14 protein-coding genes and 1 pseudogene are annotated in these 12,224 nt (G+C 39.9%); 10 read left to right on the top strand and 5 right to left on the bottom strand.

All coding sequences use genetic code 11. The features are described 5' to 3' along the window. The first annotated feature begins 89 nt into the window (after positions 1–89). Positions 90–626 (top strand): hypothetical protein, encoded by a 537-nt coding sequence (locus FTV17_RS12425; RefSeq protein ID WP_179999953.1) that lies wholly within the window; start codon positions 90–92, stop codon positions 624–626. Positions 627–677: 51 nt separating this feature from the next. On the opposite strand, the pseudogene FTV17_RS12420 reads toward FTV17_RS12425, so the two are convergent. Continuing rightward, positions 678–872 (bottom strand): annotated as a pseudogene (locus FTV17_RS12420) (peroxidase); the annotation flags it as partial. Positions 873–1,446: 574 nt separating this feature from the next. Then, positions 1,447–2,367 (bottom strand): Dyp-type peroxidase, encoded by a 921-nt coding sequence (locus tag FTV17_RS12415; protein WP_179999951.1) that lies wholly within the window; start codon positions 2,365–2,367, stop codon positions 1,447–1,449. Positions 2,368–2,527: 160 nt separating this feature from the next. Here FTV17_RS12415 and FTV17_RS12410 point away from each other — a divergent pair, with 160 nt between their 5' ends. Next, on the top strand, positions 2,528–3,148 hold the full coding sequence (locus FTV17_RS12410) for a LysE family transporter (protein WP_179999949.1): 621 nt from the start codon (positions 2,528–2,530) through the stop codon (positions 3,146–3,148). 533 nt (positions 3,149–3,681) lie between these two features. On the opposite strand, the gene znuB is transcribed toward FTV17_RS12410, so the two are convergent. From znuB to FTV17_RS12395, 3 genes are read right to left on the bottom strand one after another with little or no spacing between them, the layout of a single operon-like run. Next, a complete protein-coding gene (gene znuB, locus FTV17_RS12405; protein WP_179999947.1) occupies positions 3,682–4,482 on the bottom strand; it encodes a zinc ABC transporter permease subunit ZnuB in 801 nt (266 codons plus the stop codon). Positions 4,483–4,485: 3 nt separating this feature from the next. Continuing rightward, complete coding sequence (gene znuC, locus FTV17_RS12400) at positions 4,486–5,274, bottom strand: zinc ABC transporter ATP-binding protein ZnuC (RefSeq protein ID WP_035268168.1); 789 nt, start codon at positions 5,272–5,274, stop codon at positions 4,486–4,488. Then, the gene (locus FTV17_RS12395; RefSeq protein WP_035268172.1) at positions 5,253–5,744 is read right to left on the bottom strand and encodes a transcriptional repressor; all 492 of its coding nucleotides are present in this window, start codon (positions 5,742–5,744) and stop codon (positions 5,253–5,255) included. The genes znuC and FTV17_RS12395 overlap by 22 nt, the downstream gene beginning before the upstream one ends. Before the next feature lie 138 nt (positions 5,745–5,882). On the opposite strand from FTV17_RS12395, the gene FTV17_RS12390 reads away from it, so the two are divergent. From FTV17_RS12390 to atpG, 8 genes are all read left to right on the top strand, one after another. Continuing rightward, complete coding sequence (locus FTV17_RS12390) at positions 5,883–6,725, top strand: metal ABC transporter solute-binding protein, Zn/Mn family (RefSeq protein WP_035268175.1); 843 nt, start codon at positions 5,883–5,885, stop codon at positions 6,723–6,725. 169 nt (positions 6,726–6,894) lie between these two features. After that, the gene (locus tag FTV17_RS12385) at positions 6,895–7,287 is read left to right on the top strand and encodes an ATP synthase subunit I (protein ID WP_035268179.1); all 393 of its coding nucleotides are present in this window, start codon (positions 6,895–6,897) and stop codon (positions 7,285–7,287) included. A gap of 111 nt (positions 7,288–7,398) precedes the next feature. Then, positions 7,399–8,274, top strand: coding sequence for a F0F1 ATP synthase subunit A (gene atpB / locus FTV17_RS12380; protein WP_179999945.1), 876 nt, complete (start codon positions 7,399–7,401; stop codon positions 8,272–8,274). 80 nt (positions 8,275–8,354) lie between these two features. Further along, positions 8,355–8,609: a F0F1 ATP synthase subunit C gene (atpE, locus tag FTV17_RS12375; RefSeq protein WP_035268188.1), complete on the top strand. Its 255-nt coding sequence runs from the start codon at positions 8,355–8,357 to the stop codon at positions 8,607–8,609. 38 nt (positions 8,610–8,647) lie between these two features. After that, a complete protein-coding gene (locus tag FTV17_RS12370; protein WP_035268191.1) occupies positions 8,648–9,118 on the top strand; it encodes a F0F1 ATP synthase subunit B in 471 nt (156 codons plus the stop codon). A gap of 11 nt (positions 9,119–9,129) precedes the next feature. Next, positions 9,130–9,666 carry a F0F1 ATP synthase subunit delta gene (locus FTV17_RS12365; protein WP_035268194.1) on the top strand — a complete coding sequence of 179 codons (537 nt, stop codon included), beginning with the start codon at positions 9,130–9,132 and terminating at the stop codon, positions 9,664–9,666. Between the two features lie 47 nt (positions 9,667–9,713). Then, positions 9,714–11,258: a F0F1 ATP synthase subunit alpha gene (gene atpA, locus FTV17_RS12360; RefSeq protein ID WP_179999943.1), complete on the top strand. Its 1,545-nt coding sequence runs from the start codon at positions 9,714–9,716 to the stop codon at positions 11,256–11,258. Positions 11,259–11,347: 89 nt separating this feature from the next. Further along, positions 11,348–12,217: a F0F1 ATP synthase subunit gamma gene (gene atpG, locus FTV17_RS12355; protein WP_035268202.1), complete on the top strand. Its 870-nt coding sequence runs from the start codon at positions 11,348–11,350 to the stop codon at positions 12,215–12,217. Positions 12,218–12,224: the final 7 nt, after the last annotated feature.

The raw sequence follows: 12,224 nt of genomic DNA, 5'->3' as shown, positions 1-12,224 counted from the left end.
ACAAAAATTGTAAGTATCTAGCTAATACGAGACATAATAATCACCTTCATTTGCAAGGGGTGTCTCCAAATCTAGAGGATATTTGATTTATGAAAAAATTATATTATATTTTTTCTATTGTATTGTTTTGTGGTTGTTCAAATAGTCAAAGTAATTCATCTGATTTACATAGTATTAAGAGTAAAGAAAATGAATTAAACGGTATTAAAATAGGAGATAATTTAGACGCATTGAGGAGTAGATTTAAGGGGGATATAATTATTCAAAAATATAGTGACATTACTGACTTAAAAGAATGTCAAAACAGAAAAAATATTTTAGTTAATAATATTCTTACTAGTGTTGATGTTGACAATAATGAAATTGTCACCTCTATTCATACTCGAGATATTAAAGCGGTTGATGCTAATAATATAAGTATTGGTAAGGGTGAAATTAATGTTGCGAAATTAAATAATAATATCAAACCAAAAAAAGTTTTTAGTGGGGATGAATCACTAGACCTATTTTTATATAAAATCCCTATGAAAGAAAATAAGGGCTATTTTATATATAATATAAATAATAATAAAATCGAGTCTATTTCGATTGAAAGCTTAGAACACATTACCTGTAATTTGGAATGACGTGAAATTAAGCGAAAATTTTAAAGAAGGCGACTTTCGTCGGCTCCACTCTTAACCTTCCAAAACTTTTTCCAATAACTCTTCACTTGGTGCGAAGTAATACGCACTATCTTTTGGTGTGACGAAATGCAGCAAACGGTCATGAATACCATCACCACTGGTGCCGAACATACGGAACAACATGCTGTCGATAATGCTTAAATTCTTAGTGTATGCAATAAAGAACAGACCCTGATCACCACGACCATGAAATGAGCAAAGATCAAGCATATCCTTTTGGTACTACAAAGGATAAAAAGGGTAACACAATAAGTCGTAAGCGATATGGCTATAGTGCAGATGCAGCAAAATTATTAGCTGCTAAAAGGTTAGAAGAACTGTGAAAAAAATCTTATTTATTTTATTCTCGTATCTTGTACTCAAAGCTATTCAAAAAGTAATGATTATTATTGTTTTTCAAATAAGAATACAGTTTTACTGATACCAAGTGACTACCCTAATTTACAATATGTAAAATATTATCCTTATTTAAAGAATATAAAGATATCTAAACCAGTTAAGACTGTAGAGGAAGATATGGGTGAAAACTCTAAACCTGAAATCTACCGTACAATGAATGAAATGATAAATGGTAAAGTTTCAGGGCAATATACATTTATGTCTCAAGGGTATTTATTATACGATGTTACTTATAAGAATTTTAAGACAAAGAAAATAACTCAATTCAATAAAATATCTTTAGAAATCAAGGATATTAACTGCTTGTAGTATTTAGTGATTGTAATATTAATAAAGCCGACTCTCGTCGGCTTTCTATTGTTTAATCTTCCAATACCTTTTCTAGCAACTCTTCACTTGGGGCGAAATAATAAGCTCCATCTAAAGGCGCAACAAAGTGCAATAAGCGGTCATGAATACCATCGCCACTAGTTCCAAACATACGTGTCAGCATGCGATCAATACGTGTTAAATCTTTCGTATAAGCGATAAAATACAAACCTTGATCACCACGTCCATCGCCATATGGCAAAGAGTGGCGAAGAATTTCAAGCTCCTCACCTTCATCATCTTCAACCACGGTGCGAGCCACATGCGCATTGTCAGGTTTAACATCGTCATCAAGCTCAATGCTTTCGAGTTTGGTGCGCCCAATCACTTGCTCTTGTGCATCAACTTTAAGTTTTTTCCATTTATCTAAATCATGACGATAACGTTGAGCAAAAACGAATGAGCCATCAGTGAAAATTCCTGCATCTTCACCTAGTAAAGCTGTTTCAGCACGATCATCTGGAAATTGAGGGTTTTCGGTGCCATCAATAAAACCAGTTAAATCTCGACCATCAAAATTTCGGAAGCACACGCGCTCATCTAAAACCTCAACCAAATCCTGAATGCCTTCAAAAAAAGCTTGGCTTAAGGCAAAACAAATATCAGTGCGCTGTGCTGCGATATGGATTAAAACATCAGCAGGGACCACAGGCATGGTGAAAGAGCCTTGAATTGGTTCAAGCTGTTTAAAACCTTCTGGTTGGTGAGGGTAAAGTTGTGACCAAAGTTTTGGTCCAAAAGCCACCGCAGTTTTAATTTGAGCATGAGGATGTTGAGTAATTAAGCGATCACGAGTCGTAAAGAGATCTTCAAGTTTTTCTTTTAGTTGATCTATTGATAAATCTTTTAAACGCAAAGTGATAAAGCGAGCATGATCTGAGGGTAATGGTAAGATTACGGATTGGGAAGTCATTCATGGCTCCTGAAATTATAATATCCTAATTTTGCTGATCACATTGTGCCTGATCATCACAGTGCTGAACAGACAGGCGTTTAAAAAAACATTCAAATTTTAAATCTTAAAAAAGTCGAATTGTCATATAATCTCATCAAAATAAATCTCCCAAATTGTTATGTCTTATCAAATCTGGTTTGCCTACATGCTTGCATGTTGGGTTATTAGTATTTCGCCTGGTGCAGGTGCTATTGCATCTATGTCTAGTGGTTTGAATTATGGATTCAAACGAGGTTATTGGAATGCAATTGGTCTGCAGCTTGCACTTTTGGTTCAAATTGGAGTTGTCGCTGCGGGAGCAGGCGTACTATTTGCTACGACACCTTTGGCATTTTTGATCGTCAAATGGTTCGGGGTTGGGTATTTATTATATTTGGCATATTTACAGTGGAAAGCCCCAGTGCAGTCCATCGAAATTCAGACTGATTTAAAGCAAAAGTCAGCGATGAAGCTAGTAATCAGCGGTTTCTTTGTCAATATGAGTAATCCAAAAGCAATTGTATTCTTATTGGCAGTATTGCCACAGTTTCTGGATCTTTCAAAGCCTCAATGGCCACAATACCTCATCATGGCTTGTACAATGATTGCTATCGATCTTATCGTTATGGCTGGATATACAGGTCTTGCAGCGAAGGTATTGCGTTTACTTAAATCACCTCGTCAACAAAAAGTGATGAATCGTACCTTTGCAGGTTTATTTGCAGGTGCGGCTTTTTTATTGAGTTTAGTGCATCAATAAGACACAATAAAATAACGAGTGAGGGTTATTTTATTGAAAATTATAATATTAATTTTGACTATTCTGTTAGGGCTTGGCTTAATTTCAACTCCCTATATCTGGGCGTATTTTTATTTACAGCCTGAAAGTGTGTGGGAATGGATTAAGTTTGTGATGTGGGGCGCGGGTGTTGGCATATGCGCCACATTTGGACTGACAGTGATTTTAATTTTGGTCACCACCCTTATAAAAAAAATGATTGTGGATGATATTTCGCAATATAAGATGTTTTTCAAACAAATGGTGTATTTGATATGGATCAATGTAGTCTTATTTATGACGGCTGCAATCGGTTTACTATTCGAATGGTTACCTTTTTATATTGTTGAATCTTGGTTTATGCCCGAGACCTTTTTTGGCTTTTGGCATGTGATATGGATAAAAGGCCTCATTAATTTATTGGTTATGATGGTTTTTTTATTCTCTTGTTATATCTTTCTCTGTCTTCATAAATATTTTACAAAGAAGCAAGATTAATGAATAGCCTAAATAATTCAGGCTATCTTTTTAATTTTTTGAATGATAAAAATCACAGCAAATACGATTGCCATGGTTAATACAATGCTTAAACCTGTCGCAATATTTAAACCTGCACTCGACCATAAACCCACAGTCACACCAATTTGAGCCACAATAAAAGACCATAGCACCATGTGTTTAGGTGAGTGTGCTAAAAGTCTTGCGGTTAATGCTGGTATAACCAATAAAGCACCCATGAGTAATGAACCTACTGCACGTAACGCTAGTACTGTAAATAAGGCAAGAAGCAGCATGAAAATAAGGCGCTGCCATTTCGCATTCACACCTTCGCTTACCGCAATATCAGGATCAATCGCAATTTGAATTTGAGATTGCCAACTTTTATAGAGCACAGAGAGTGCAATGACAATCACCAGTGCAAATGTCGGTAAGTCGGACCAAGATATTGTTAAAAGATCGCCAAATAAATAACTCAGCAACTCAGGTCTTAGTGCAGGGAGATGTTGTATGACCAATAGTCCTGAGCAAAGCAGCGTTGCTGAACATAACGCAAGTAATGCATCGTTGGGCAGGCGAGGATCATGCAATACCCAAAGAACTGCGACCAAGAGTAACGCGGTAAAAGTAACCCCCATCCATAAGGGGAGGGTGAGTAAGCCAGCAATCGCCACACCCAAGAGAGTTCCATGCGCCATTGTGTCTGCAAAGAATGACATACGACGCCATAACATAAGACAACCGAGCGGTGCAGTTAGAAACACTAACAATGTTCCCATAATCCATGCGGGTAATAGAAGTTGTAACCATTCCATCATGATCTAAGCTTCCGGTTCTGGATGAATATGGGGACGAGGATCATGTTGACATGGCGTTGCTGTATCACCATGTGCACAATGATCGTGATGATGTTGGTAGAACACCCGATTAGTGCCGAAAATAGCCTGATACTCAGGGTCTTGTTGAATATTTTCAGGTAAACCGCTACAGCATATATGTTTGTTGAGGCATACCACTCGCTGTGTACCTTGCATCACCCACTGCAAATCATGAGAGACGATTAAGATCGAGCAACCGTAGCGCTCAGGTAGACTTCGAACATAATCGTAAAGTTCAGCTTCAGATTGAATATCTAAACCTTGCATAGGTTCATCGAGTACCAATAAGTTGGGTTGACGCAACAGAGCGCGTGCTAAAAGAACACGTTGGCGTTCTCCGCCAGACAGCTGTTGGACTTTCGAATCTTGTAATTTTATGATCCCAGTATCTCGAATAATTTCTTGTTTAATCGCAAGATCACACTTTTCTAAATCAAGTAAATCTTTCACTCGAAGTGGCAAGCTGTGGGATGGATTGAACTTTTGAGGTACATAAGCAAGTTTTAAGGCTTTATGATGTTTAATTTGACCAGAATTGGCCTTCACAATTCCGAGAATCACTTTGATAAGCGTAGATTTACCCGCCCCATTGGGACCAATGAGGGTAATAATTTCTTTGTCATGAATCTGAAAGTCAACATTCTTTAAAATGTCTCTTTCATCAATTCGCACATTAATTTGCTGCAGTTCAATTAATGGCAATGCAGAACTTACTGAGAGCACTGCTGACATAATCCTGAAATCTCAATAATGCTATGTTGAGCCTGAAAATGATCAGAGGAAGCCAATTGATCAAGTTGTTGAATCAAACCAAGAGCTGAAGCCTCTTTCACTGTATTGCATTTAGAGCAAATGAGAAAAGCGGCTTGATGTCCAGCACGAGGATGGCAACATGGAATATAGGCATTAATTGAAGTTAAACGATGAATAAAACCTTTTTCGAGCAAAAAATCGAGGGTGCGGTAAACAGTTGGAGGTGCTGCTGGACGTTCAGCATTACCTTTTAATTTCGCCAACAAGTCATAAGCGCCCATAGGCCCTGAGGCAGTTAAAATTAACTCTAAAACTTCTTTGCGAAGCGGAGTCAATTTAGCACCTGAAGCAGCGCAGCTTGCTTCAGCTTCTAATAAACGAGCTTCAACATTCGGGTGATCATGCACACCGTGTAAAGTATCATGATGTTCGTGTGAACATGCGCTCATGGACTGACCTCAAGACTTCGAAAAGGGAAGGGGATATCTCATAAATAGTATCATGAGACCTTGCAACTTACGAACAGCATAGGCATTTTTAACTGTTTGTTATATTATAACGTCAAAATTCGAGTGGTAATTAATTTCATGTTGCGTCTGCTAGCACTATGCTTTACAGCATTATTCACAACCTTGGCTTGGGCACAAGCACCCTTGGTGGTTTCGACACACCCAGTGTATTTGATTGCAAAAGAAATCACTCAAGGTATTGAAGAACCAAAATTGTTGCTAGAAAATCAAACAGGGCATGATGTTCATCTGACCCCTGCGCACCGTAAATTAATTCAGGATGCTGGATTGGTTATTTGGCTTGGTAAAGCGCATGAAGCGCCATTAGAGAGTATTTTGGCGAAAAACTCTAAAGCAGTTGCCTTATTGAATACAGGAATATTGCAAACATTGCCGCTTAGAAATAGTCGAGGGGACGTAGTAAAAGGAACTGTCGATACTCATGTATGGTTAGAACCAAATAATGCAGTTCGTATTGGCTTTTTTATAGCGGCATTACGCTCACAACAACAACCTGAGTTTAAAGACAAGTATTGGAGTAATGCTAAACTTTTTGCACATGAGATGCTGAAAACCTCACAAAGTGTAAAACTCAATCATGGTGTTCAGCCGTATTGGTCATTACATGATGCATACCAATACTTGGAGCGTGCGCTGTTGCTAAAATTCGCTGGTGCGATGACAGAAGACCCACATATGGCACCTACAATTGCTCAAATCAAATATTTAAAAGACCATCGCCCACAGCAAAAGATGTGTCTTTTGGCTGAAACTGTGGCTAATAAGAATCAATATAAGTCTCTAGGTCATGTGAATTTTCTCGCAGTTGATGAGAGTTTCGCTAAACATCAGAATTTTATAACAGCATGGCAGACACTAGCGATACAAGTACGTGCATGTGTTGAAAAAGCACAAAAGTGATGTAAAAACAGCCGATAATTGTATAAGTGCTCAGCAATAAACGATCTAAAAATACCAGACTTAGGTCGGGAAAAGATTGCATGTTCAGGGGTGTAACTCTATAATGCCTGCGATTAAAAATAATCATCAGCTAAACTTGTCAAGCATTATTGCTGTGAGTGGATAATAAATGAGCCGAACTAGTCGCTTGATTGACCGACGATTAGCGAAAGCTTTAGTCATCTTGCAAGCATGTATGATACCTGTTTCAGCCTTGATAGCGTGGGTCTTGAAAGACTCGACTGCGGCTTTGAGTGCAGCATTAGGTGCATTCGTATGTTGGCTAGCCAGTTGTTATTTTTCATGGCAGTCGTTCAGAGCTGCAGGTGCAAGAGCTTCGAAACAGGTTCTATCGAATATGTATCGGGGGTTGCTCGGTAAGTTTGGAATTGTGATTGTTGGCTTCATTTTGATTTTAATCAATGTGAAACCGTTGTCAGCGGTCGCATTGTTTTGTGGTTTCATACTCGTTCAGACCATGTCGTGGGTCGCACCTTTTTGGGCGTCGCGTCTATCAAAATGAGTTGAATCGCAACGAAAAATTGAAAAGTTTTTTAGATGTTTAACGAGATATCAAGCAGCACGCGATATTCGTTAACTCTAATTTGTATTTGACATTAACCAGGTGTGATTTATGGCTGCTGAAGAACATACCCTTACCTCGTCTGAGTATATTCAGCATCACTTAACGAACATGACCTATGGTAAAGCACCAGACGGTACGTGGAAGTTAGCTGAGACTGCTGAAGAAGCGAAAGAGATGGGGTTCACTGCTATTCACTTGGATTCTATGGGTTGGTCAATCGGCCTTGGCGTCATTTTCTGTTTGTTGTTCTGGTTAGTAGCGAAAGCTGCAAACTCTGGTGTTCCTACCAAGTTCCAGGCTGCAATTGAAATGATCGTTGAGTTTGTTGACTCAAGTGTTCGTGATACCTTCCATGGTAAATCACGTTTAATCGCGCCTTTAGCTCTTACCATCTTCGTGTGGATTTTCCTCATGAACTTGATGGACCTTATCCCTGTTGACTGGATTCCTTATACAGCTCAACACATAATTGGTGGGCTATTGGGTATCGACCCGCATCATGTTTACTTCAAAATCGTTCCATCTACTGATCCTAACGTAACCCTTGGTATGGCGTTATCAGTATTTGCGTTAACTATTTTCTATAGTATCCGTGAAAAAGGTCTTGTCGGTTTCGGTGCAGAATTTGCGCTTAACCCATTCAATCCAAGTAACCCATTTTTAAAAGCATTATTAATTCCAGTAAATATTCTTCTTGAATTAGTAACTTTTATCGCGCGTCCAATTTCATTGGCTCTCCGTTTGTTCGGTAACATGTATGCGGGTGAATTGATCTTCATTTTGATCGCATTATTGCCGTTCTGGATTCAATGGGCGTTGTCTGTGCCTTGGGCAATTTTCCATATTCTTGTTATCACGTTACAAGCATTCATCTTCATGATGTTAACGATCGTGTATATGAGTATGGCTAGCGAGAAGCATTAATTAATATTTGCTCGACTACACTATGTAGTTGGGCTAAAGTTTTTTTGTTTGATTTAAACTCAACCTCTGAGGATTTTTTCATGGATTTAGTAGTTGGCTTATCTGCTGTTGCAGCTGCTCTTTTAATCGCGTTCGGTGCTTTAGGTACTGCGATCGGTTTTGGTCTTTTAGGTGGTCGCTTCCTTGAAGCTGTTGCTCGTCAACCAGAATTGGCTCCACAACTTCAAACTCGTATGTTCTTAATCGCGGGTCTTCTTGATGCTGTGCCTATGATCGGTGTTGGTATTGGTTTGTTCATTATCTTTGCAAATCCGTTCATCGGCCTAGTAGGTTAATTAGCTAAATTCCGAAATCAACTATTTGAGGAATAGCAATGAATATTAACTATACTCTGTTTGGTCAAGCGATTGCGTTTGCGATCTTTGTCGCATTCTGTATGAAATTCGTTTGGCCTCCACTAATCAATGCGATTAGTGAGCGTCAGCGTAAAATTGCTGATGGCTTAAATGCAGCTGAAAAGGCGAAAGCTGATCTTGCAGATGCGCAAGCTCAAGTTAAAGCTGAATTAGATGCAGCGAAAGCACAAGCGGCTCAATTGATCGAACAAGCGAACCGTCGTGCGGCTCAATTGGTTGAAGAAGCTCGTACTCAAGCATCTGCTGAAGGTGAGCGTATTCGTCAACAAGCGAAAGAAGCTGTTGACACAGAGATCAATGCTGCTCGTGAAGAATTACGTCAACAAGTTGCAGCTCTTGCTGTTGCTGGTGCAGAGAAAATTCTGAACCAACAAGTTGATGAAGCAGCTCACAATGCCATGCTTACTCAGCTGGCTGCTAAACTTTAAGCGAGGCGATTATGGCTGAACTCTTGACGTTAGCACGCCCGTACGCTAAAGCAGCATTTGCTTTCGCTTCTGAGCAAGGTGCAACTGACAATTGGTCAAATGTGTTACAAGTGCTTAGTGCTGCGGTGCAAGATGAAGCATTTTCCGCTTACTTGAGTCGCCCTGAGCTTACTCCTGTGGAGCAAGTAAGTTTATTTGCTAAGGTTTTAGGTGCAGATCAAACTGCTGAAGTGTCTAACTTTTTGACACTTTTGGCTGAAAATGATCGTTTAACTTTGTTACCTGAGATTGAAGCAGAGTACGAACTTCTTAAATCACAAAATAACAATGTGGTAGATGTCGTGATTGAATCTGCATTACCACTTTCTGCTGAACAAGAGCAATTACTTGCATCTGCGTTAGAGAAACGTTTCAACGCAGCTGTAAATGTTTCAGTAGAAGTTAACCCAGCGTTAATCGCGGGTGTTGTTATTCGTGCAGGCGACCAAGTGATAGATGATTCTGCGCTTAATAAGCTTGAAAAAATGCGGACTCGTCTTCTTGCATAATTGCGTAAAAAGAAGACTGAACTTAATAAAGATTGAGGTATAGCGCAATGCAACAACTGAATCCATCCGAGATCAGTGCGCTCATTAAACAGCGTATCGGCGATCTGGACACCAGCGCGACCGCTAAGAACGAAGGAACCATTGTTATGGTTTCCGACGGTATTGTGCGTATTCACGGCCTTGCTGATGCAATGTACGGTGAAATGATCGAATTCGACGGCGGCTTATACGGTATGGCACTGAACCTAGAACAGGATTCAGTGGGCGTCGTTGTTTTAGGTAACTACTTAAGCCTTCAAGAAGGTCAAAAAGCTCGTTGCACAGGTCGTGTATTAGAAGTTCCGGTTGGTCCAGAACTTTTAGGCCGTGTAGTAGATGCTTTGGGTAACCCAATTGATGGTAAAGGCCCAATTGATGCAAAATTATCTGATGCAGTTGAAAAAGTTGCACCAGGCGTAATTTGGCGTCAATCGGTAGATGAGCCTGTACAAACTGGTTATAAATCAGTTGATACAATGATTCCAGTTGGTCGTGGCCAACGTGAATTAATCATCGGTGACCGTCAAACTGGTAAAACAGCAATGGCGATCGATGCGATCATCGCACAGAAGAATTCTGGCATTAAATGTATCTACGTTGCAGTTGGTCAAAAACAATCAACTATTGCAAACGTTGTACGTAAGTTAGAAGAAACTGGCGCTATGGCGTATACGACTGTTGTAGCAGCAGCGGCAGCGGATCCAGCAGCAATGCTTTTCCTTGCTCCGTACTCTGGCTGTACAATGGGCGAATACTTCCGTGACCGCGGTGAAGATGCGTTAATCATTTATGATGACTTGTCTAAACAAGCAGTTGCGTATCGTCAAATTTCATTGCTTTTACGCCGTCCACCAGGTCGTGAAGCTTACCCAGGTGACGTATTCTATCTTCATAGTCGTCTACTTGAACGTGCTTCTCGTGTATCTGCTGACTATGTTGAGAAATTCACTAACGGTGAAGTTAAAGGCCAAACTGGTTCATTAACTGCATTACCGATTATTGAAACTCAAGCGGGTGACGTATCTGCATTCGTACCAACGAACGTAATTTCGATTACTGATGGTCAGATCTTCTTAGAAACATCATTATTCAACGCAGGTATTCGTCCTGCTGTGAACGCGGGTATCTCTGTATCTCGTGTTGGTGGTTCTGCTCAAACTAAGGTCATCAAAAAATTGTCTGGTGGTATCCGTACTGCTTTAGCACAATATCGTGAATTGGCTGCGTTTGCTCAGTTCGCTTCTGACCTTGATGAAGCAACTCGTAAGCAACTTGAGCATGGTCAACGTGTAACTGAATTAATGAAGCAAAAACAATATGCTCCATATTCAATTGCTGACCAAGCTGTTTCTGTATATGCATCTAACGAAGGCTACATGGCTGACGTAGAAGTGAAGAAAATTGTAGACTTTGATGCTGCATTAATTTCTTACTTCCGTGCTGAACATGCTGCGTTAATGCAACAGATCGATGAAACTGGTGATTGGAACAAAGACATCGAAGCAGCATTCAAAGCTGGTATTGAAAGCTTTAAAGCGACTCAAACTTACTAATTTTCAAACTGTTGAAATTTAGTGTCGGTTTGGTTCACGGAATCAACCTTCGAGGGCTCGAAAGGGCCTTTGAATACTAGGTTAAGCGTATGGCAAATTTAAAAGAAATTCGCGCCAAAGTAGCTAGTATCAAAAGCACGCAGAAAATTACTCGCGCGATGCAGATGGTAGCAGCTTCTAAGATGCGTCGTGCGCAAGAGCGCATGGCTCAGGGCCGTCCGTATGCCGAAAATATGCACCGTGTAATTGCTCATTTAGTACAAGCGAACCCTGAATATAAACATCGTTATATGGTTGAACGCCCAGTTAAGCGCGTTGGCTATATCATTGTTTCATCAGATCGCGGTCTTGCTGGTGGTTTGAACATTAACTTGTTCAAGAAGGTGGTAAAACACGTTCAACAGCAACAAGAGCAGTCAATTGAAGTTCAATTTGCTTTGATTGGTCAAAAAGCGGTTTCGTTTTTTAAAAACTACGGCGGTAAAGTACTTGGTGCAACCACACAAGTGGGTGATACTCCAAGTCTTGAACAGTTGTCTGGTTCTGTACAAGTCATGTTGGATGCATACGATAAAGGCGAATTAGATCGCATTTATTTAGTGTCTAACGGCTTTGTGAATGCCATGACTCAAAATCAAAAAATCGAGCAACTTGTTCCTTTAGCAGCTGCTGAAGATGACAAGACTCTTAACCGCCAATACGGTTGGGATTATATCTATGAACCAGAAGCTGAAGAGCTTTTAAATGGTTTATTGGTTCGTTATATCGAGTCTGTGGTATACCAAGGTGTGATCGAAAACATCGCGTGTGAGCAATCTGCTCGTATGGTTGCAATGAAAGCTGCAACGGATAACGCTGGTGAATTGATCAAGAACCTACAACTTATTTATAACAAGCTGCGTCAAGCCGCGATTACTCAGGAAATTTCTGAGATCGTTGGTGGTGCCGCTGCCGTTTAACATTATT

It is taken from the genome of Acinetobacter sp. YH12239 (assembly GCF_013417635.1).
GTDB lineage: Bacteria > Pseudomonadota > Gammaproteobacteria > Pseudomonadales > Moraxellaceae > Acinetobacter.
Note: the sequence above shows the minus strand (reverse complement) of the source record. Positions and strands in the feature narration are given on the sequence as shown.

Bases quoted from the DNA above. Each gene is read 5' to 3' on its own strand.
- atpB (WP_179999945.1), top strand. From the start codon at position 7,399: ATGGCTGCTGAAGAACATACCCTTACCTCGTCTGAGTATATTCAGCAT.
- FTV17_RS12365 (WP_035268194.1), top strand. From the start codon at position 9,130: ATGGCTGAACTCTTGACGTTAGCACGCCCGTACGCTAAAGCAGCATTT.
- FTV17_RS12410 (WP_179999949.1), top strand. From the start codon at position 2,528: ATGTCTTATCAAATCTGGTTTGCCTACATGCTTGCATGTTGGGTTATT.
- znuC (WP_035268168.1), bottom strand. From the start codon at position 5,274: ATGTCAGCAGTGCTCTCAGTAAGTTCTGCATTGCCATTAATTGAACTG.
- FTV17_RS12370 (WP_035268191.1), top strand. From the start codon at position 8,648: ATGAATATTAACTATACTCTGTTTGGTCAAGCGATTGCGTTTGCGATC.
- atpA (WP_179999943.1), top strand. From the start codon at position 9,714: ATGCAACAACTGAATCCATCCGAGATCAGTGCGCTCATTAAACAGCGT.
- FTV17_RS12395 (WP_035268172.1), bottom strand. From the start codon at position 5,744: ATGAGCGCATGTTCACACGAACATCATGATACTTTACACGGTGTGCAT.
- FTV17_RS12425 (WP_179999953.1), top strand. From the start codon at position 90: ATGAAAAAATTATATTATATTTTTTCTATTGTATTGTTTTGTGGTTGT.
- FTV17_RS12385 (WP_035268179.1), top strand. From the start codon at position 6,895: ATGAGCCGAACTAGTCGCTTGATTGACCGACGATTAGCGAAAGCTTTA.
- atpG (WP_035268202.1), top strand. From the start codon at position 11,348: ATGGCAAATTTAAAAGAAATTCGCGCCAAAGTAGCTAGTATCAAAAGC.
- FTV17_RS12390 (WP_035268175.1), top strand. From the start codon at position 5,883: ATGTTGCGTCTGCTAGCACTATGCTTTACAGCATTATTCACAACCTTG.
- atpE (WP_035268188.1), top strand. From the start codon at position 8,355: ATGGATTTAGTAGTTGGCTTATCTGCTGTTGCAGCTGCTCTTTTAATC.
- FTV17_RS12415 (WP_179999951.1), bottom strand. From the start codon at position 2,367: ATGACTTCCCAATCCGTAATCTTACCATTACCCTCAGATCATGCTCGC.
- znuB (WP_179999947.1), bottom strand. From the start codon at position 4,482: ATGATGGAATGGTTACAACTTCTATTACCCGCATGGATTATGGGAACA.